Below are 19504 nucleotides of genomic sequence, written 5' to 3' on the forward strand. Positions count from 1 at the left end.
CCGGGGCCCGCGGGTGTCGTGGTCACTGGATCGCGGCGTCGGAGCTCTCCGCCGACGCATTCCAGACGTCCAGCCGCCAGTGCGGCCGGGCGTCGGCGACGCCGTGCCCGGACAGCTGCACCCAGCTGGTGTTGGCGAGTCCACCGAACACCGGCCACTTCTCCACCGGCAGGTCCAGCAGCGCGGCGGTCAGCGCGGCGATCACCCCGCCGTGGGCGACCAGCACCACCGGCGCCTCCGGGGTGTCACCGGTACCCCACCCGGGGACACCGGCGACCAGTTCGTCGATCAGCGGGGTGACGCGGGCGGCCACGTCCACGCGGCTCTCGCCGCCCGGCGGACGCCAGGTCGCGTCGTCGCGCCACGTGCCGCGGGCACCGGGCATCGCCACGTCGACCTCGGTGTGGGTCATGCCCTGCCACTGCCCGAGATGGGTCTCCCGCAGCCGCACATCGGTGTCGACGTCGAGTCCGGTCGCCACCGACAGCGCCTCGGCGGTGTCGCGGGCCCGGCGCAGATCCGACGAACGGATCAGGATCGGATTCTTCTCGGCGAGTGCGGTCGCAGCCGTCTTCGCCTGCTGCACACCGAGTTCGGACAGATCGGTGTCGAGTTGCCCCTGCATCCGGCCGCCGGCGTTGTAGCCGGTCTGGCCGTGGCGCAACAGGATCAGACGCCGCACCACCGGGGTGAGGCGTTCGACGGAGGTGTCACTCTGATCGGGGCCGCCGCTCACGCGGAGCCCCCGGATCGGCCGTCACCGAGCTCCACCGTCGGGCAGTCCTTCCACAGGCTCTCCAGCGCGTAGTAGGAGCGCTCGTCGCTGTGCTGGATGTGCACGACGATGTCGATGTAGTCCAGCAGCGTCCAGCGGCCCTCACGGGTGCCTTCGCGGCGCACCGGCTTGTACCCGGCGTCACGCATCTTGTCCTCGATCTCGTCGGTGATCGCGTTGACCTGACGCTCGTTGTCGGCGGATGCGATGACGAACAGGTCGGTGATCACCAACTGCTCGGACACGTCGATGACGGTGACGTCGACTCCGAGCTTGTCCTCAGCGGCCGCCGCGGCGACCGTCGCCATCTCCAATGCCTCGGGTGATGCAGTCACACGATTCCTTCCATCGGTGGAGCGCTCACGGCGCCGACACCCTCGACGAGTTGTTTCGCAGCGGACGATACAGCCTGCGCTTGGCGATGTACTGAACGACTCCGTCGGGCACCAGGTACCAGACCGGTCGGCCCTGGGCGGCGCGCTCCCGACATTCGGTGGAGGAGATGGCCAGTGCGGGGATCTCCAGCATCTGCAGGGTCTCCGGCGGCAGCTTCTCCAGATGCTGTGACAGATGACTCGCCGACAGCTCGTAGCCGGGTCGGCTCACGCCGACGAAGTTCGCGAGGTCGAACAGTTCTTCCCAGTTCTGCCACGACAGGATCGACTCGAGGGCGTCGGCACCGGTGATGAAGAACAGCTGGGCGTCGGGCAGGATGGCGTGCAGGTCACGCAGGGTGTCGACGGTGTAGGTGTCGCCCTCGCGGTCGATGTCGACACGACTGACCGAGAACCGCGGATTCGACGCGGTGGCGATCACCGTCATCAGATAGCGGTCCTCGGCGGGGCTGACGTGTTTGGCGGCGTGTGAGCCGTCGGTCTCGTCGGTCTCCCCCACCTTCTGCCAGGGCCGGCCGGTGGGGACGAAGATCACCTCGTGCAGGGAGAACCGGTGGGCGACCTCGCTGGCGGCCACCAGGTGACCGTTGTGGATCGGGTCGAAGGTGCCACCCATGACTCCGATGCGACGACGCACGGGGGGACGCTCGGCAGACATGAAGGGAAAGTCTATCGGGTCACGATTCGGCGCGACGGTCAGCTCGGCTCACACCGGCAACAGGTCGGCGATGACCTTGCCCAGCTGCTGTGCGTTGCGGCACTCGAACATGTCGATCACCTCGCCGTACACGTCGGCCGCGGAATCACCGGTCCCCCAGTCCCGGCCGGCCTCCGGGTTGAGCCAGTACGAATGACGCACCCGCTCCACCAGGTCGCGCAGGATCTCGACGTTGGGATCGTGGTAGTTGTTGCGGGCGTCACCGAGGATCAGCAACGCCCCGCGGTGGGTGAGCGAGTCCGCGTAGTTCTCGACGAATCCGCGCAACATGTGGCTGTAGTCGGAATGGCCGTCGCGCGTGACGATCCGGGCGGTGGTGATCATCTCGTGCATGGCCGCCTTGGCGTCCACACCGAAGCCCGCCTTGTCGCCGGTGGACGGGTCGAACATCTCGGTCACCTCGTCGACGGTGTCGACGAAGGCGAACACCCGAACCTTCGAGAACTGTTGGCGCAGTGCGTACACCAGGTTCAGGGTGAACTGGGAGAACCCGGCCACCGATCCGGACACGTCGCAGATGACGATCAGCTCGGGCCGTCCGGGCCGGGGTTTGCGGTGTTTGAGTTCGATCGGCACACCGCCGGTCGACATCGACGCCCGCAGGGTCTGGCGCACGTCCACCGCCCCGCGGTGGGCGCGGCGACGCCGGACCTCCAGCCGCGAGGCCAGCAACCGGGCCAGCGGATCGATGGTGCGCCGCAGCTCCGCCTGCTGTTTGGCGCCGGCGGACAGGAAGTTGATGTGTTCGGGCAGCGTCGGGACCGCATACTCGCCGACGCGCTCCCGGCCGTTGCGTTCGGCCATCCGGCGCTGGGTCTCGCGTTCGACGGCCGCACGGACCTGATTGGCCTTCTCGCGGGCGGCACGGCGGGTCACCGGGTCGGTACCGGCGCCGAGGTCGGTGGGATCACCGCCGGCCATCGCCGCGGCGATCCGCGCGATCAGCGTCTGCGGGTCGATCGCCGAGAGCGCCTGATACGCCGAGTACGCCTGCCCTCGTGCGGAGTCGTAGCGGCCGAGTTCCTCGACGATCTGGGCGACCATCGCCCCGAGCCGGCCGTCGGCCTCGGCGGTGGGATCGGCCAACATCTGGGCCAGCATGTCCCGGGCCGCCGGCACGTCGATCTCACCGTCGTCGGTGCGCGGCAGTTCGTCGTCGGCGGTGCGGGCACCCGGCGCCGCCGGGAACCACAGGTCGAAGAGCCGGTCGAAGGCCGGGCGATGCAGGTGGTCGTCGAGCAGGGTGGTCGCCAGCCCCTCGCGCAGGCTGGTGCGGTCGAGCAGGTCGAGAACCTCCACCGCCCGGGCCGCATCGATCAGCGCCGACGGTCCCACCACCATGCCGCGGCGACGCATCTCGTCGACGAAGTCGGTGAGGTGGGCGACGAACGGTGCGGTCTGCACCGCCTGCGCGGGGCCGGTCATCCGCGGAGTTTGAGTTCTTTGATCGCGGTGGTCAGGTCGGGCCGATGCTTGAGCACCACCCCGAGCGTGCGGGCGATCAGCCCGTCGTCGAGGCCGCGGCCGGACTTGCCGGTGGTCTCCTCGCCGACGCCGAGCGCGAGCAGCGTGTTGGCCCAGTCGATGGTCTCGGCGACCGACGGCTTCTTCCGGATGTCCAGCGTGCGCAGCACCCCCACCACCCGAACCAGTTCGTCGGCAAGCGAATCCGAGAGCCCCGGCACACGCGAGGCGAGGATCTCCTTCTCGCGCTGCGCATCCGGGAAGTCGATGTAGAGATAGAGGCAGCGGCGTTTGAGTGCCTCGGACAGTTCGCGCGTCGCATTGGAGGTGAGCAGCACGATCGGACGGCGCTGCGCCACCACCGTTCCCATCTCCGGGATCGTCACCGCGAAGTCGCTGAGCACCTCCAGCAGCAGGCCCTCCATGTCGACGTCGGCCTTGTCGATCTCGTCGATCAGCAGCACCGTGGCGCCCGGCCGGGAGATCGCGGTGAGCAGCGGTCGCGGCAGCAGGAACTCCGACGAGAAGATGTCGGTCTTGGCGTCGGCCCAGTCGCGGGTGCCGGTGGCCTGGATGTGCAGGATCTGCTTGGCGTGGTTCCACTCGTAGAGTGCGCGTGCCTCGTCGATGCCCTCGTAGCACTGCAGGCGGACGAGTTCGGCGTCGGTGGCGGCGGCGATCGCCTTGGCCAGTTCGGTCTTGCCCACACCGGCCGGCCCCTCCACCAGCAGCGGTTTGCCGAGGCGGTCGGCCAGGAAGGTGGAGGTGGCGGTGGCGTCGTCGGCCAGATAGCCGGTCTCGCGCAACCGCGAGACCACCTCCGGCACAGCGTCGAACGAGGGCACGACCGGAGCGTTTCCGGGCACGGCGGATGCCGTGGTCTGCTCCGACATCACGCCGGCCGAATCTGGCCGTCGCCCCACACAACCCACTTGGTGGAGGTCAGTTCGGGCAGCCCCATCGGTCCGCGGGCGTGCAGCTTCTGGGTGGAGATACCGATCTCGGCACCGAACCCGAACTGCTCACCGTCGGTGAAGGCGGTGGAGGCGTTGACCATCACCGCGGCGGCGTCGACCCGCTCGGTGAACTCGGTGGCGGCGGCGAGATCGGTGGTGATGATCGCCTCGGTGTGCCCGGTGCCCCACTGGTCGATGTGCGCGACGGCGGCGTCGAGGTCGTCGACCACCTTCATCGCGATGTCCAGCGACAGGTATTCGTCGGCCCAGTCGGCCTCGGTGGCCGGTTCCATACCCGGTTCGTCGCCGTGGATCACCACCCCCTGCGACTGCAGGGCCTGGGCGATCTTCGGCAGTGCGTCGGCGGCGATCTTCTTGTCGACGAGCACGGTCTCGGCGGTGTTGCACACACTGGGCCGGCGGGTCTTGGAGTTGAGCACCACGCGGGTGGCGAGCTCGACGTCGGCGGCGGCGTGCACGTAGACGTGGCAGTTGCCGGTGCCGGTCTCGATGGTGGGCACGGTGGCGTTGGTGACCACGGCGTTGATCAGGCCGGCACCGCCACGCGGGATCACCACGTCGACGAGTCCGCGGGCGCGGATCAGCGCGGTGACCGACGAGCGGTCCTCGCTGGGCAGCAGGGCCACGGCGTCGGCGGTGACCCCCTTGTCGCTCAGGGTCTCCCGCAGGATTCGCACCAGTTCGGCGTTCGACGACGCCGCCGACGACGAGCCGCGCAGCAGTACCGCGTTACCCGACTTGAACGCGATCCCGAAGGCGTCGACGGTGACATTGGGCCGGGCCTCGTAGACGATGCCGACCACGCCGAGCGGCACCCGCTGCTGCCGCAGCCGCAGACCGTTGGGCAGTGTCTTGCCGGCGATGACCGCACCGATCGGATCGTCGAGGGCGGCGACCTGGCGCAGACCGTCGGCGATCCCGGTGACCCGGGCGCCGGTCAGGCGCAGACGGTCGAGCAGCGACTCCTCGATCCCGGCCGCCTCGGCGCGGGCGATGTCGTCGGCGTTGGCCGCGAGCACCGACTCCGAGGCCGCCTCGATCGCATCGGCCGCGGCGAGCAGCACGTCGTTCTTGGTGGCGGTGGTCAGCTGCGCCAGCGACCGCGAGGCCGCCTTCGCAGACCGGGCCAGGCCGGTGACGACCTGCTCGACGTCGGCGTGACCCGATGCCGGATCGGCCGGGGACACAGTGGGTGCGCTCATGGATTCCTCGATGTCGCCTGCTCGGTTATGTCGACCACCAGAGTACGTGTGCTCGATCACGCCACGCCTCCCGGGATCGGCCGTGTGCGCACCGGTCGCGCACGGATCGCACGCCCGGCGGGCGGGCGACGGGCGGGCGACGGGCGGGCGACGGGCTCAGCATCGGGCCAGCACATCGTCGAGCACCTCCCGCGAATCGGCGTCCACCGCGAGCCCATAGGCGGCGACCACCGTGACGAACTGGATGGCGTAGCGACACCGGAACGCCGCGAGCGGCGGCATCCACCGGCCCGGCGGGGCGTCGCTCTTGGCCTGGTTCGACGCGGCGTCGACGGCGATCAGGTTGGCCGGGTCGTTGGCGAGGTCGGCCCGGCGATCGGCCGGCCACGCCCAGGCCCCCATGTCCCAGGCGAGGGCCAGCGCGACGATGTGGTCGATCTGGACCGCACCGGCGGTACGGCCGCGCCGGAACACGATCCACTCGCCGGTGTACGGACTGCGCAACCGCCCGGTGAGCACCGCGCGCCCGCAGGTGTCGACCGCTCCGGTATGCACCTCCACGAGGTCGCGGCCGAGGATGTCATTGCGGGTGTCACAGCCGTTGCCGCCGCCGGCCACCGACACCGCATCGGTCCACGCCGAGCCGAACGCCGAGCGTTGATAGTCGTTGCGGTGCAGTCGATGTGGGAACACATCCACGGCCGTCAGCAACTGCCGGGTCTGCTGCGCCGCGGCGTGGACGTGTGGGTCGGCCGGCGGCCGGTCACGCCGGACCACCACGGCCACCGCCACCGCGGTGGTCACGCACAGCAGCAGGATCAGCCAGCGCCGTACCGACCACACCACGCGATGGTCGGCGGCGGTCTGCCCGACCTGCAGCCCGCACCGGGCCAGGAGCCTACGACTTGTCCAGGTAACGGATCTTGTTCGGAGCCAGGACCGCATCCACCAGACCCGCCAGCGCAGGGCGTCCGAGGAGTTCGACGTCACCGTCGACCACACCGCGGGCGAAGACCTGTGCGTCGGCGAGGATGTCGGCGTCGTCGAGGAGCGAGAGGAAGCGCAACGACGAGGTGCCGCCCGACTGGAGCGAACCCAGGACATCACCCTCCCTCCGCTGCTGTAGATCGATCCGGGCCAATTCGAATCCATCATTGGACGCAGCGACGGCCTTCAACCGTTCCAATGTCGGCGAACCATCTCGGGAACGGGTCATCAGCAGGCACAGTCCCGGGTGCCCGCCACGGCCGACACGGCCACGGAGCTGATGCAGCTGGCTCACCCCGAACCGCTCGGCGTCGACGATGATCATCATGGTGGCGTTGTGGACGTCCACACCCACCTCGATCACCGTGGTCGACACCAGGATGTCGATCTCGCCGCGGCCGAAGGCATCCATCACATCGGCCTTGTCCTCGGCCGGCATCCGTCCGTGCAGCATCGCGATCCGCGACCCGCCCAGCGGGCCGGCGAGCAGGTTCTCGTACTGGTCGAGCACCGACGTGGTCTCGACCTCCGCGACCTCCGGATCGTCGGACGAATCGGGCATGTCGAGCATCTCCGGGTCGTCGGCGCCGGACTTCTTGGCGCCCTTGCCCTTACCCTTCTTGGGTTGCTCCTCGTCACCGATCCGTGAGCACACCACATAGATCTGGCGGCCGTCGGCGATCTCCTCGGCCACCCGCTCCCATGTCCGGTCCACCCATTTCTGGTTGGTCAGGGGCACCACGCTGGAGCTGATCGGCTGTCGTCCACGCGGTAGTTCGGCCAGTACCGAGGTGTCGAGGTCGCCGAAGGCGGTCATCGCGACCGTCCGCGGGATCGGGGTCGCGGTCATCACCAGCACATGCGGCACCACACCGTCACGGCCGCGACGGCGCAGCACATCGCGTTGCTCCACACCGAAGCGGTGCTGCTCGTCCACCACCACCATGCCGAGATCGAAGAACGACACGTTCTCCTCGAGCAGGGCGTGGGTGCCGATCACGATCCCGGCCTTGCCGGTCACCACGTCGAGCAGTGTCTCGCGCTTGTCCTTGGTGCGCATCGACCCGGTGAACAGTGCCACCGCGGTGGCACCGTCGGCCGCGCCGAGCTCCTCGGCCTTCCCCAGCTCGCCGAGCTGCGTGGTGATGGTCCGATAGTGCTGTGCGGCAAGCACTTCGGTGGGCGCCAGCAGAGCACACTGGTGGCCGTTGTCGACCACGCGGAGCATCGCGAGCAGGGAGACGAGGGTCTTGCCCGAACCCACCTCACCCTGCAGCAGACGGCTCATCGGCTCGGTGGTGGCCAGGTCGTCGGCGATCTCGGCGAGGACCGTCTCCTGTCCGTCGGTGAGGGTGAACGGCAGCTTCTCCCGCAGCCGGTCCTCCAGTCCGCCGGGCACATGCGGACAGGCCGGCCCCGACTGGCCGCGACCGGCCACCCGGCGCTGTGCGAGGACGAGCTGGATGGCCAGGGCCTCGTCGAATTTCATCCGCTCGCGGGCGGGCTCGATCTCCGACTCGCGCTCGGGCAGATGTACCGTCCGGATCGCGGTGTCGGCATCCATCAGACCCCGTTCGGCGCGTTCGGCGTCGTCGAGTGGATCGGGGATGGTGTCGATCAGGTCGAGGACCCGCCGTACCGCCGACCAGATCTCCCACGTCTGACACGTGCGGTTGGCCGGGTACATCGGCAGGATCGGACGCTCGAACTGGGCCATCGGATTCGGGGCGGGGGCGTCGGCCTTGCTCGCATTGGCCCCGGTCAGCTCGAACTCCAGCGCATACATCTCGGCCATCACGGGTGAGCCGACGATCTTCTCGAGTTCGGCGTCCGGCTCGGGCAGCACCATCCACTGCGGGTGGGTCAGCTGCGGTGTGCCGCGGAACAGCTTGATCGCGCCGGCCATCATCACCCGGACGCCGGGTTTCAAGGCGTTCTGGATCGCCCAGGCGTTGAAGAACGACGCCTCGTAGACATGTTTCTCGTCGGAGACGGTGACCTTGAGGAACTTGCCGTGCCGCCGCTTCATCGGGATCATCTGGGACTTGCCGATCCGGCCGACGACGGTGATCCACTCACCTTCTTCGAGCTCCTGTCCGGCCGAGGCCTGACCACGGTGCAGGTAGCGTCGCGGGGCGTAGCGCAGCAGGTCGCCGACGGTGTGCACACCGAGTGTGCCCAGCCCTTCGGTCATCTTCGGCCCGAGGATCTCCTCGAGCGGGTCGGTCAGCGCGACCACCTATTCCACCCCCACCTGGATCAGGTCGTCGGACTGGCCTGTTGGATACACCGCGAGTTCGATACCCGCGAAATTGCGACGCATGTGGTCGGCGAGCGCCGTCAGCGCCGCCTCGTCCACGTCGGCTCCGGCGAGTACCGTCACCAGCTCGCCGCCGGTGGCGAGCATCAGGTCCACCAGCGCCGTGGCGGCCTGCGTCTGATCGTGGGCGATCACCAGCACATCCGATCCGATCAGACCGAGCACGTCACCCACCTCGCAGGTACCGGCGAGGGTCATCATCCGGGTGTCGGCGCGGCGCAACGCCCCCCACCGCGCACCGGCGGCGGCCTCGGCCATCGCATAGGCGTCGGCGTCGGCGGTCTCGGTGGGGTCGTGCACGGCCAGCGCGGCCAGACACTGGGTCATCGACATGGTCGGCAGCGTGATCACCGATCGCTGCGCCGACCGCACCTCGGCACCCACCGAGACCAGGTCCTGGCTGGTCATGGTCCCGTTCGCCATCACGATCACATGGGCCGCATCGGTGTCGCGGATCGCCGCGGCCAGCTCCTCGGGCCGCAGTGACCCGTCGGCACGCACCACCGCCGCACCGGCGTCGGTGAACAGGCTCGCCGCACCCTCCCCGCGGACCACCGCCACCACGGCCCGTTTGTGCCGGGGCGGCGGTTCGGCGGTGTCGATCTGGGAGCGGATGGCGTCGAGCGCGAAACAGCTCACCCGGATGTCGGACATGTGGCCGGTGGCCAGGCCCGCCTCGATGGCCTTGCCCGGCTCGCAGGTGTGCACGTGCACCGAGAAGCGTTCGCCGTCACCGCCGGAGGAGTCGCCGACGATCACCACCGCATCACCCAGATCGTCGAGCGCGGCGCGCAGCCGGCCGATCCCCTCGCCGGCGGGGCCGTCGAGCAGGTACATCACCTCGAAGTCCATCTCCGACGACCCGCCACACGCGTCGTCGGGGTGCCCGGGCCGGCCACCCCCGGTGAGTGATCCCCGATACCGGCGGCGGCGGACCGCGACACCGGTGACCACCCCGACCATCGCGTCGAGCAGCACCAGGAAACCGCGGGCTCCCGCGTCGACCACCCCGGCCGAGGTGAGCTCGGGAAGCTGATCGGTGGTGTGCTCGAGCGCCTCGGCGCACTCGTCGGCGATCGCCCGGACGAGGTCGGTGGGGGCGTCGTCGGCGTGGGCCACCGCGGTCTCGGCGGCCACCCGGATCACGGTGAGCACCGTTCCCTCACGCGGTTCGCTGACGGCCCGGCGCGCGGCGAGTCCGGCCAGCCGGAGCCCCGCCACCGCCAGATAGGTCATGGTGAGGTCGTCGGGTCCGGCGACCGCCGCGGCGTCGGCGATCCCGACGAGCACCTGCGACAGGATGATCCCGGAGTTGCCCCGCGCCGAGGCCACCGCGCCGTCGGCCATGGCCCGCGCCACCGCGGCGACGTCGGCGTCGTCGGGCAGTGTGCGCACGGCGGCGGCGGCGGCACGCATGGTGAAGGCCATGTTGGAGCCGGTGTCGGAGTCGGGGATCGGGAAGACGTTCAGATCGTTGATCTCGCCCCGCAGTGCATCCAGACCGTCGGCGCTCGCCTGCGCCCAGTCCCGCAGCAGATTCGGGTTGATCATCTGTGCCGGCCCGACGTCGAATGCCGCCATGCAACCTCCTCGGACACCGCGGTGACAATTGGGTTCGAGGCTACTCGGACATACCGACAGCACCGGCCCATGTCGACATCGTGTCCACCGGCGGGCACCATGATCTCCACACGCGCACCGCTCGCCGGCACCGGCTTCCGGGACGTCGGGGTGGATTCGCCCGGGGCGGATTTGGCCGAGGCGGGTGGCCCCCGCTATCCTTGCACGGTTGCCTTGCCGCGACCGTGGGCTTCATGCACCCGGCCGCACGGCGGGGCCAAATGTGAACCAACCCTCTATCCAAGGAGTTCGATATGGCTGCCGTCTGTGACGTCTGCGGCAAGGGTCCGGGCTTCGGCAAGTCCGTTTCGCACTCGCACCGCCGCACCAACCGTCGCTGGAATCCGAACATCCAGTCGGTCCGCGTCGAGGTCGCCCCGGGCAACCGGAAGCGCAAGAACGTGTGCACCTCCTGCCTCAAGGCCGGGAAGACCACGCTGGTCTGATCCCGACGCCCGTCAGGGCACCGGTCTTCACGAGCAAGACCCGACCCACCGAGCGAACGCTCGGCCCCAGGGTCGGGTCTTTTTCGTGTCGGCGATACAGTGACCCACATGACAGCGACCACGAACTCATCCACTCCGTCTCCCACCTCACCGGTGAGCATCTCCGGCGAGGTCCTGACCATCGCGGTGTCCTCTGCAGCGGCCGGGACCTCCCTCGACGACGTCGCGCTCGTCGAGGGCGCCCGTGTACTGAACGAGGTGGCCCGCGGTGAACACAACGTCGGCGCCATCGTGCTGACCGGCTCGGGACCGAACTTCTGCGCCGGCGGCAACGTCCGGGCGTTCGCCGGGGCCGAACACCGCCCCACCTATCTGCGCGAGATCGCCGACACCTTCCACACCTTCGTCAACGCGCTCGTCGGCGCCGACCGACCCGTCGTCGCGGCGGTGAAGGGCTGGGCCGCGGGCGCCGGGATGAGCCTGGTGCTGCACGCCGACGTCGCGATCGGTGGCGCGGGCACCAACCTGCGCCCGGCATACGGCGGCATCGGTCTCACCCCCGACGGCGGGATGACCTGGACCCTGCCGCGCATCGTCGGGGTGGCCCGCGCCCGCGACATCATCCTCACCAATCGCGTCGTGTCCGCCGACGACGCACTCGCGATGGGCATCCTGTCGCGTCTGGTCGACGACGCCGAGGTGGAGTCACAGGCTCAGGCGGTGGCCGCACAGCTCGCCGCCGGCCCGCGCGCGGCGTTCGTCGCCACCCGCCGGCTGCTGACCGACTCGGCCCAGCGGTCACTGCCCGAACAGCTCCTGGCCGAGGCGGCCTCCATCTCGACCCGCAGCGGCGAGCCCGAGGGCGCCGAGGGCGTCGACGCCTTCATCGGCAAGCGCGCACCGGATTTCGCCGCGGCCCGCAACGCCGCACGGTGACGCCGACAGTCCCGTGACACCGACAGTCCCGTGACACCGGGCGCCTGCCGATCCGATCAGGACGGCAGGCGCCAGTCCACGGGTTCGCCGCCGAGATCCTCGAGCTCGGTGTTGGCCCGGCTGAACGGACGCGACCCGAAGAATCCGCGGCTCGCCGACAACGGCGACGGATGCGCGGAGACGATGGTCGGAACATCGGGCATCCACTGCGCCAGCCCTTGCGCATCACGGCCCCACAGGATCGCCACGAGCGGTTCGTCGCGGTCGACCAGTGCCTTGATCGCGCATTCGGTGACCTGCTCCCAGCCCTTGCCGCGATGCGACCCGGCCTCACCGGGTTGCACGGTCAGCACCCGGTTGAGCAGCAGCACACCGTTTTTCGCCCACGGGGTGAGATCACCGTTGGCCGGGCGCGGATATCCGAGATCCTCGCAGTATTCGGTGTAGATGTTGCCCAGGCTCCGCGGGATCGGTGAGACATCCGGTGCCACCGAGAAACTCAGGCCCACCGCATGACCCGGGGTCGGATACGGGTCCTGTCCGACGATCAGCACCCGGACGTCGTCGAACGGTTGGGTGAAGGCCCGCAACACATTCGCGCCGGCCGGCAGATAGCGCCGCCCGTCGGCGTTCTCGGCCCGCAGGAAGGCGCCCATCTCGGCGATCACGTCGGCGACCGGTTCGAGGGCTTGGGCCCACCCCGGATCGAGCAACTCCGACAACGGTTTGGGCGTGGTGGTACTCAATCGATCCTCCGCAATGATCCCCGGTAGTGCTGCGCATTCTGGAAGTACATCTCGATGTTGAGGTCGACGTGGTCCTCGGGCACCTCGAAGCCCTCCCGCACCCGGGCCGGAATCCCCAGCGCCATACGCCGAGCAGGGATCTCGGTGTCGAACGGGACCACCGCGCCTGCCCCGACGATCGCACCGCCACCGATCGTGGACCCGTTGAGCACCACCGAGCCCGACGCGATCAGACAGTTGTCGCCGATGGTCGCACCCTCGATGTGTGCATTGTGGCCGACGACGCACCGGGCGCCGATGATCGTCGGGTGGATCATCGTGCAGTGGATGATCGTGCCGTCCTGGATGTTGGTGCGCGCACCGACGCTGATGGTCCCGTAGTCACCGCGCAGCACCGCACCCGGCCACACCGACACCCCGTCGGCCAGCGTGACCGCGCCGATCACCGTCGCATCCGGGTGCACATAGACGTCCGCACCGAGTACGGGTTCTCGATCGTCGAGAGCGTAGATCGCCATGAAGGTGATCTAAGCAGGGTCGCCGCGGCGGACCGACGACCGGTCAGCCGAAGGCCTGCCAGCCGTGCAGTTCGGTGAGCGGTTCGCCGTCGACGACCACCGCGGCCGGCCCGGCCTCGACGGTCCCGATCGCGGTCCACCCGGCGGGTACCGCACCCGGGGCGAACGAGCCGAGCAGTTGGTGATCCTCACCACCGGTGAGCACCCAGCGGCGGATGTCGGCGCCGAGCAGCGCGGCGGTACGGGTCACCGCGGCGGGACGCGGGACGGCGTCGGCACGCACGTCCACCGTGACCCCCGACGAACGGGCCAGGGTGACCAGTTCCTCGACGAGTCCGTCGGAGACGTCGGTCATCGCATGCGCCCCGGCGCGTCCGGCGATCATCCCCTGCGACAGGTCCGGTGTGGGCAGCAGGAAGGCCGCGGCCACCGCGGCACGCGGATCGTCGACGCGCCGCCACCGCTCGAGTGGGCCGGGCCCCGAGCGCGACAACACCGCGAGTCCGGCCGCCGCGGCGCCCAGCGGACCGCTGACCGCGAGCACGTCGCCCGGTCGGGCTCCCGACAAGGTCACCGGGGCGAGCCCGTCGAGGGCACCGACGACGGTGATCGAGACCACCACCTCGTCGGCCTGCACCAGATCGCCGCCCAGCACCCGCGCGCCGAGTTCGTGTGTGGCGCAGACGATCGCATCGTTGAGCCGCAACACCCAGCCCACCTCGGTGTGCGCCGGGCAGGCCAGCGACACCACCACCCCGACGGTCCGCCCGCCCATCGCGGCGATGTCGGCGGCACTCTGGATCACCGCCCGCGCACCGATCTGCTCCGGCGTCGACCAGTCCAGCCGGAAGTGCCTGTCCTGCACCACGGTGTCGGTGCTGATCACGGTGGGACCGACGTCGAAGACCGCGGCGTCGTCACCGGATCCGATGACGATGTCGCCGGTCGTCGGGGTGTCCTCGGCGGTCCCGGCGGGTCGTGCCGCCGCCGCACGGGTGAACATGGTGAGGATCGCGCGTTCGCCGATCTCGCCGACGGTTCTCGTCGGGTCGAACGCATCCGATTCCGTTTCGCCGACGCCGTCGGACGGCACGTGGGCGCCCCCTCGATCTCTCCGCCGACTCGCCACTGCGGCTGTTGTCGGCAACAATGTGTCCCAGCAGTCTAGTGGTTGGGGTGTTCGTCCCCACCGGCCGAGCGCAGGTGAATACTTGCCGACGGTGGTAAGAACACTGTGGGATCGAACAGCCCCGATCCCCATGGTGCAGATACGGAGAGGATGCCCGTGGTTCAGGCCTACATACTGATCCAGACCGAGGTCGGGAGGGCGGCACTGGCCGCGGCGACCATCGCAGAGATCTCGGGGGTCGCCTCGTCCGAGGAGGTCAGTGGACCCTACGACGTGATCGTCCGGGTCGACGCCGCCGACGCCGCACATCTGAGCAACGACGTGGTCCCGCAGATCCAGAAGGTCGACGGCATCACCCGGACCCTGACCTGCCCGGTGGTCACCACCACACGCTGACGTCCCGGACGACCTGCCCGCGCACTGCCCTAGGGTGAAGCCGTGAGTTCTGCTGATGACACACCCGACGACACGGACCAGACCCCGTCCCCCGATTCCCCGTCGGGTCCGCGGCTGAGCCCGGCACTGATCGCCACCCTGATCACCATCCCGGTGATGGTCATCGTCGGATTCATCACGTTCGCGGCGCTGAAGGCCGATCAGGACGAGTCGACGCCGGTCGACGGATATGCGGCGGCGTCGACGGTGGACGACCAGTGCGCACAGTTCCTCGCCGGCCTGCCCGGTTCGTTCGAGGGCTTCGGTTCCAAGAGTGTCGACGGCGACCGCGCGATCTGGTCGGCCGACGAGGGTGACCCGATCGTCGTGCGCTGCGGGGTGGACCGCCCGAGCGGCCTGGCCCCCGACAGTCGCCTGCAGGCGGTGAACAACGTGCAGTGGTTCATCACCGACACCGAGGAGGGACGCGGGCAGGCCTATGTCTGCGTCGATCACCGTCCGTATGTGGCGCTGTGGGTTCCGGTCTCGGCCGGCAACGCCTCAATCACCGCGGTGTCCACCGCGATCGGCAGCACGCTGTCCCCCGGCCCCCTCGACTTCGGCTAGCCGCCACCCCGGGGAGAGGCAATTGCGCCCTCACCCAAGGTGTCTCGCGGCTCAGTCGTGGTAGACCTCGGGTTTCGTGGAGCGGCCGAGCAGCGAGCTCACCGCGTCGGTCACCGACATCCCGTTGTGGCACACCCCGTGGACGGCGTCGGTGAGCGGCATGGACACCCCGTGCTTCTCGGCCAGCGCACGAACCGAGGTGCACGACTTGACGCCCTCGGCGACCTGACCGTTCGTGGCCGCCTGCGCCTCCTGCATGGTGGCGCCCTCCCCGAGCCGGGCACCGAAGGTCCGGTTGCGCGACAGCGGCGACGAGCAGGTGGCCACCAGATCGCCGATCCCGGCCAGCCCGGCGAGGGTCTGCATGTCGGCGCCCAGGGTGATGCCCAGGCGGATGGTCTCGGCGAGCCCGCGGGTGATGATCGTGGCGAGGGTGTTCTGACCGAACCCGACGCCGCCGGCCATCCCGCACGCCAGGGCGATCACGTTCTTCACCGCCCCGCCGATCTCACATCCCACGACGTCGGTGTTGGTGTACGGACGGAAGTAGGCGTTCTTGAACGCATCCTGCAGCGCCCGCGCGCGGGCGTCGTCGGGACAGGCGATCACCGTCGCCGCCGGCTGCTCCTCGGCGATCTCGCGGGCCAGGTTGGGTCCCGAGAGCACCGCGATCCGCTCCGATCCGACGCCGGTCACCTCGGCGATGACCTCACTCATCCGCATCAGGGAGCTGGTCTCGATACCCTTTGCCAGCGACACCAACGTCGCATCCGGGCGCAGATACGGCGTCCAGTCGGTCAGATTGGCACGCAACGACTGGGACGGCACCGCGCACACGACGATGTCGGCGTCGGGCAGGACCTCCGCGACATCGCTGGCCGCATGCAGCCCGGCGGGCAGCGTGATCCCGGACAGATAGTCGGTGTTGGTGTGTTCGGCGTCGATCTGCGCCGCCAGTTCCGGACGCCGCGCCCAGATCGTCGTCGGGGTCCCCGCGTCCACCAAGATCTTCGCGACCGCCGTCCCCCACGACCCGGCCCCCATCACCACAGCACGCACGTCCGCACCCTCCACGCATCGACAGTCACGAAACGACAGTGAGTCACACCCTAGTCCGCCGTCGCCGCCCATCGACCGGGATTGCCCAGGTGCGGTGGATCGGCAGGTGCCCAGACCGCATCGTCGGATGCCGCTCGCGCTGCCGGCGACCCGCACGCCAGGGGCCGCGCCGTGCGTCCGGCGGTGGGTGGGCATCATGGACGCATGAGGTCGAACGACGGACACGTCGGTGTCCCCGCCGGTGCGAGGGCACCGTCGTCGACCGGGCACTCCGCCACCGGTTGGGGGATCGACGACGTCGGGGCGGTGCTGGCGGTCAAACACCTCGACGGCGCGAAGACCCGGCTGGCGGCCAGCCGGCCACCGGAGGACCCGGATACCACTCCGGCACACCGGGACCTGGTGCTCGCGATGCTGCTCGACACGGTGGCCGCGGTGTCCGCCGCGGGCGTCGGTCCGATCGTGGTGGTGACCCCCGACGACGACGTGCTGCGGACCGTGGCCCGCACCGGGGCCGCCGGGCTGCGTGAACAGCAGCATCCGCGGCCCTCGCTGAACCTGGCCTACCTGCAGGGTGCGGCATGGCTGCGGGCCCGACACCCCCGGCTGCGCATGGCGATGATGGTGCAGGCCGATCTGCCCGCCGCCACCGGCACCGCCCTCGCCGAGGTGCTCGGCGCCGCGAGTGCACACCGGGCCGCGCTGCTCGCCGACGCCGACGGCGACGGGACCGCACTGCTGATCCGGCCGATCGTCGCGGCCGACGCCCCGGCGTTCGGCGTGGATTCGGCAGCGGCACACCGACGCTCCGGTGCGGTCGAACTCGACCCGGCACGACGACGCTGGACCGAACTGCGCACCGACGTCGACACCGCCGCCGACCTCGATGCCGCGGTCGCACTCGGCGTCGGCACACACACCCGTGAGGTCCTCGCCACGAGTTTCACCGGTCGCCCGGCCCGGTGACGACCGGATGGTCCATCATTGAATGGTGAGCCCTGACGAACTCGCCTCCCTGGCCGCCACCACCCCGATCCCGGGCGCACCGCCGGCCGCCACCCTGACGCCCGACGAGTCCGCCGATCTGCCCGAGGACCGGTACCTCAACCGCGAACTCAGCTGGCTCGACTTCAATTCACGTGTCCTGGCCCTCGCCGAGGACACCTCGCTGCCGTTGCTCGAGCGTGCGAAGTTCCTCGCGATCTTCGCCTCGAACCTCGACGAGTTCTTCATGGTCCGCGTGGCCGGCCTCAAGCGCCGCGACGAGACCGGGCTGTCGGTGCGCTCGGCCGACGGTCTCTCCCCGCGCGAGCAGTTGTTGCGGATCGCCGGCCGCACCCAGACGCTCGCCGACCGTCATGCCCGGGTGTTCCTCGACTCGGTGCGTCCGTCTCTGGCCGCCAACGCCATCCACGTGGTGTCGTGGTCGGAGCTCGACGCCGATCAGCAGCGTCGGATGGTGGAGTACTTCCACGAGCAGGTCTTCCCGGTGCTCACGCCCCTCGCCGTCGACCCGGCCCACCCGTTCCCCTATATCAGTGGCCTGTCGCTGAACCTGGCGGTCACGGTCAAGGACGCCAACGAGGGCGGCGAGCACTTCGCCCGAGTCAAGGTCCCGGACAACGTGAATCGCTTCGTCCGGGTCGACCAGCTGACCCCGGGGTCGACGCCCGCCGACTCACGCGGCCATCATCCGGCGGTCTTGCTGCCGATGGAGAACCTGATCGCGGCCAACCTCCAGCATCTCTTCCCCGAGATGGAAATCGTTGAGCACCACGTCTTCCGGATCACCCGAAATGCGGATTTCGAGGTGGAGGAAGACCGCGACGAGGATCTGCTGCAGGCCCTCGAGCGCGAACTCGCCCGCCGCCGTTTCGGTTCGCCGGTCCGCCTCGAGGTGGCCGACGACATGAGTGAGCACATGCTCGAGCTGTTGCTGCGCGAGCTCGACGTGAACCCGGCCGACGTGATCCAGGTACCGGGACTGCTCGACCTGTCGTCGCTGTTCGAGATCTACGGTCTCGACCGGCCGACGCTCAAGGACCGCCCGTTCGTCCCGTCGACGCATCCGGCGTTCGGGGAGCGCGAGACACCCAAGAGCGTGTTCTCCACGCTGCGTGAGGGCGACGTGCTGGTGCACCACCCGTACGACTCGTTCTCGACGAGTGTGCAGCGGTTCATCGAGCAGGCGGCCGCCGACCCCCAGGTGCTCGCGATCAAGCAGACGCTCTACCGCACCTCCGGCGACTCCCCCATCGTCAACGCCCTGATCGACGCCGCAGAAGCCGGCAAACAGGTTGTGGCACTTGTGGAGATCAAGGCCCGCTTCGACGAGCAGGCCAACATCAAGTGGGCACGGCAACTCGAGCAGGCCGGCGTCCACGTCGTCTACGGCCTGGTCGGATTGAAGACACACTGCAAGACGTGTCTGGTCGTGCGGCGCGAGGGGTCGACCATCCGCCGCTACTGCCATATCGGTACCGGCAACTACAACCCCAAGACCGCACGCGCCTACGAGGATGTGGGCTTGCTCACCGCCGCCCCCGACATCGGCGCCGATCTCACCGACCTGTTCAACACCCTCACCGGCTACTCCCGAAAGAAGGAGTACCGCAACATCCTGGTGGCGCCGCACGGGATCCGGTCGGGGATCATCGAGCGGATCAACCGGGAGATCGCCGCCCACAATGCCGGCGACGAGCGCGCACGGATCCGGCTGAAGGCCAACGCCCTGGTCGACGAGCAGGTGATCGACGCGCTCTACCGCGCCTCGCAGAGCGGGGTGCCGGTGGAGATCGTCGTCCGCGGCATCTGCGCGTTGCGGCCGGGGATGCCCGGGATCAGTGACAGCATCGTCGTCCGGTCGATTCTCGGTCAGTTCCTGGAGCATTCACGGGTGCTGTACTTCGGCGCCCAGGACGAGTACTGGATCGGCTCGGCAGACATGATGCACCGCAACCTCGATCGCCGTATCGAGGTGATGGTGCAGGTGCGCGACGAGCGGCTCACCGGTGAACTCGAGGACATCTTCGCCTCCGCGCTCGACCCCCGGACCCGGTGCTGGATCCTGCAGTCCGACGGCAGCTGGCTGGCCTCCCCCGCCGCGGGCGAGGAGGTGCGTGATCACCAGCGGGAGATGATGCGCCGCAACCGTCGCCGCAACTCCGGCAAATGAACCGGTCGCGTCCCGGTCACCGACCGGTAACCCGG

19 protein-coding genes are annotated in these 19504 nt (G+C 69.4%); 6 read left to right on the forward strand and 13 right to left on the reverse strand.

The window, feature by feature from the left end:
* Nucleotides 1–22: 22 nt before the first annotated feature.
* From GD1_RS00620 to fakA, 9 genes are all read right to left on the reverse strand, one after another.
* The gene (locus GD1_RS00620; protein ID WP_053776616.1) at nucleotides 23–736 is read right to left on the reverse strand and encodes a histidine phosphatase family protein; all 714 of its coding nucleotides are present in this window, start codon (nucleotides 734–736) and stop codon (nucleotides 23–25) included.
* Nucleotides 733–1110 carry a ribosome silencing factor gene (gene rsfS / locus GD1_RS00625; RefSeq protein ID WP_020792627.1) on the reverse strand — a complete coding sequence of 126 codons (378 nt, stop codon included), beginning with the start codon at nucleotides 1108–1110 and terminating at the stop codon, nucleotides 733–735. The genes GD1_RS00620 and rsfS overlap by 4 nt, the downstream gene beginning before the upstream one ends.
* A gap of 25 nt (nucleotides 1111–1135) precedes the next feature.
* A complete protein-coding gene (gene nadD, locus GD1_RS00630) occupies nucleotides 1136–1828 on the reverse strand; it encodes a nicotinate-nucleotide adenylyltransferase (protein ID WP_053776617.1) in 693 nt (230 codons plus the stop codon).
* A gap of 48 nt (nucleotides 1829–1876) precedes the next feature.
* Nucleotides 1877–3313: a vWA domain-containing protein gene (locus GD1_RS00635; RefSeq protein WP_059034989.1), complete on the reverse strand. Its 1437-nt coding sequence runs from the start codon at nucleotides 3311–3313 to the stop codon at nucleotides 1877–1879.
* Entirely contained in the window at nucleotides 3310–4245 is a 936-nt protein-coding gene (locus GD1_RS00640) for an AAA family ATPase (protein ID WP_059034990.1), read from the reverse strand. The genes GD1_RS00635 and GD1_RS00640 overlap by 4 nt, the downstream gene beginning before the upstream one ends.
* Nucleotides 4245–5531 carry a glutamate-5-semialdehyde dehydrogenase gene (locus GD1_RS00645; RefSeq protein WP_059034992.1) on the reverse strand — a complete coding sequence of 429 codons (1287 nt, stop codon included), beginning with the start codon at nucleotides 5529–5531 and terminating at the stop codon, nucleotides 4245–4247. The genes GD1_RS00640 and GD1_RS00645 overlap by 1 nt, the downstream gene beginning before the upstream one ends.
* 156 nt (nucleotides 5532–5687) lie before the next feature.
* Nucleotides 5688–6374 carry an HNH endonuclease family protein gene (locus tag GD1_RS00650; RefSeq protein ID WP_244882441.1) on the reverse strand — a complete coding sequence of 229 codons (687 nt, stop codon included), beginning with the start codon at nucleotides 6372–6374 and terminating at the stop codon, nucleotides 5688–5690.
* Between the two features lie 55 nt (nucleotides 6375–6429).
* The gene (gene recG, locus GD1_RS00655; RefSeq protein ID WP_059034994.1) at nucleotides 6430–8757 is read right to left on the reverse strand and encodes an ATP-dependent DNA helicase RecG; all 2328 of its coding nucleotides are present in this window, start codon (nucleotides 8755–8757) and stop codon (nucleotides 6430–6432) included.
* The gene (gene fakA / locus GD1_RS00660; RefSeq protein WP_059034996.1) at nucleotides 8758–10419 is read right to left on the reverse strand and encodes a DAK2 domain-containing protein; all 1662 of its coding nucleotides are present in this window, start codon (nucleotides 10417–10419) and stop codon (nucleotides 8758–8760) included.
* A gap of 293 nt (nucleotides 10420–10712) precedes the next feature.
* Between fakA and rpmB the strand changes: the two genes are divergently transcribed.
* Together rpmB and GD1_RS00670 are read left to right on the forward strand one after the other, a co-directional pair.
* Nucleotides 10713–10904, forward strand: a complete 192-nt coding sequence (gene rpmB / locus GD1_RS00665) for a 50S ribosomal protein L28 (protein ID WP_020792652.1) — start codon at nucleotides 10713–10715, stop codon at nucleotides 10902–10904.
* Between the two features lie 108 nt (nucleotides 10905–11012).
* Nucleotides 11013–11840, forward strand: a complete 828-nt coding sequence (locus GD1_RS00670; protein WP_174518987.1) for an enoyl-CoA hydratase/isomerase family protein — start codon at nucleotides 11013–11015, stop codon at nucleotides 11838–11840.
* A 56-nt stretch (nucleotides 11841–11896) separates the two neighbouring features.
* Here the strand turns inward: GD1_RS00670 and GD1_RS00675 are convergent, their stop codons facing one another.
* The 3 genes from GD1_RS00675 to GD1_RS00685 are packed head-to-tail and all read right to left on the reverse strand — an operon-like array spanning nucleotide 11897 to nucleotide 14197.
* Nucleotides 11897–12586 (reverse strand): uracil-DNA glycosylase, encoded by a 690-nt coding sequence (locus tag GD1_RS00675; RefSeq protein ID WP_020791049.1) that lies wholly within the window; start codon nucleotides 12584–12586, stop codon nucleotides 11897–11899.
* Complete coding sequence (locus GD1_RS00680) at nucleotides 12583–13104, reverse strand: gamma carbonic anhydrase family protein (RefSeq protein ID WP_059035000.1); 522 nt, start codon at nucleotides 13102–13104, stop codon at nucleotides 12583–12585. Before GD1_RS00680 ends, GD1_RS00675 begins: the two co-directional genes overlap by 4 nt.
* A gap of 43 nt (nucleotides 13105–13147) precedes the next feature.
* On the reverse strand, nucleotides 13148–14197 hold the full coding sequence (locus GD1_RS00685) for a thiamine-phosphate kinase (RefSeq protein WP_059035001.1): 1050 nt from the start codon (nucleotides 14195–14197) through the stop codon (nucleotides 13148–13150).
* A 186-nt stretch (nucleotides 14198–14383) separates the two neighbouring features.
* Between GD1_RS00685 and GD1_RS00690 the strand changes: the two genes are divergently transcribed.
* Together GD1_RS00690 and GD1_RS00695 are read left to right on the forward strand one after the other, a co-directional pair.
* Nucleotides 14384–14629 carry an Lrp/AsnC ligand binding domain-containing protein gene (locus tag GD1_RS00690; protein ID WP_059035003.1) on the forward strand — a complete coding sequence of 82 codons (246 nt, stop codon included), beginning with the start codon at nucleotides 14384–14386 and terminating at the stop codon, nucleotides 14627–14629.
* A gap of 42 nt (nucleotides 14630–14671) precedes the next feature.
* Nucleotides 14672–15235 (forward strand): DUF3515 domain-containing protein, encoded by a 564-nt coding sequence (locus GD1_RS00695; protein ID WP_059035005.1) that lies wholly within the window; start codon nucleotides 14672–14674, stop codon nucleotides 15233–15235.
* 51 nt (nucleotides 15236–15286) lie between these two features.
* Here the strand turns inward: GD1_RS00695 and GD1_RS00700 are convergent, their stop codons facing one another.
* A complete protein-coding gene (locus GD1_RS00700; RefSeq protein ID WP_059035038.1) occupies nucleotides 15287–16294 on the reverse strand; it encodes an NAD(P)H-dependent glycerol-3-phosphate dehydrogenase in 1008 nt (335 codons plus the stop codon).
* Nucleotides 16295–16498: 204 nt separating this feature from the next.
* On the opposite strand from GD1_RS00700, the gene cofC reads away from it, so the two are divergent.
* On the forward strand, nucleotides 16499–17260 hold the full coding sequence (gene cofC / locus GD1_RS00705; protein WP_059035007.1) for a 2-phospho-L-lactate guanylyltransferase: 762 nt from the start codon (nucleotides 16499–16501) through the stop codon (nucleotides 17258–17260).
* A 22-nt stretch (nucleotides 17261–17282) separates the two neighbouring features.
* Nucleotides 17283–19469 (forward strand): RNA degradosome polyphosphate kinase, encoded by a 2187-nt coding sequence (locus GD1_RS00710; RefSeq protein ID WP_059035009.1) that lies wholly within the window; start codon nucleotides 17283–17285, stop codon nucleotides 19467–19469.
* Nucleotides 19470–19504: the final 35 nt, after the last annotated feature.

It is taken from the genome of Gordonia desulfuricans NBRC 100010 (assembly GCF_001485495.1).
Taxonomy (GTDB): domain Bacteria; phylum Actinomycetota; class Actinomycetes; order Mycobacteriales; family Mycobacteriaceae; genus Gordonia; species Gordonia desulfuricans.

Excerpts from the sequence above, each read along its gene's own strand:
- nadD (WP_053776617.1), bottom strand. The coding sequence starts at position 1,828 with ATGTCTGCCGAGCGTCCCCCCGTGCGTCGTCGCATCGGAGTCATGGGT.
- GD1_RS00635 (WP_059034989.1), bottom strand. The coding sequence starts at position 3,313 with ATGACCGGCCCCGCGCAGGCGGTGCAGACCGCACCGTTCGTCGCCCAC.
- GD1_RS00640 (WP_059034990.1), bottom strand. The coding sequence starts at position 4,245 with ATGTCGGAGCAGACCACGGCATCCGCCGTGCCCGGAAACGCTCCGGTC.
- GD1_RS00645 (WP_059034992.1), bottom strand. The coding sequence starts at position 5,531 with ATGAGCGCACCCACTGTGTCCCCGGCCGATCCGGCATCGGGTCACGCC.
- fakA (WP_059034996.1), bottom strand. The coding sequence starts at position 10,419 with ATGGCGGCATTCGACGTCGGGCCGGCACAGATGATCAACCCGAATCTG.
- rpmB (WP_020792652.1), top strand. The coding sequence starts at position 10,713 with ATGGCTGCCGTCTGTGACGTCTGCGGCAAGGGTCCGGGCTTCGGCAAG.
- GD1_RS00670 (WP_174518987.1), top strand. The coding sequence starts at position 11,013 with ATGACAGCGACCACGAACTCATCCACTCCGTCTCCCACCTCACCGGTG.
- GD1_RS00680 (WP_059035000.1), bottom strand. The coding sequence starts at position 13,104 with ATGGCGATCTACGCTCTCGACGATCGAGAACCCGTACTCGGTGCGGAC.
- GD1_RS00690 (WP_059035003.1), top strand. The coding sequence starts at position 14,384 with ATGCCCGTGGTTCAGGCCTACATACTGATCCAGACCGAGGTCGGGAGG.
- cofC (WP_059035007.1), top strand. The coding sequence starts at position 16,499 with ATGAGGTCGAACGACGGACACGTCGGTGTCCCCGCCGGTGCGAGGGCA.
- GD1_RS00710 (WP_059035009.1), top strand. The coding sequence starts at position 17,283 with ATGGTGAGCCCTGACGAACTCGCCTCCCTGGCCGCCACCACCCCGATC.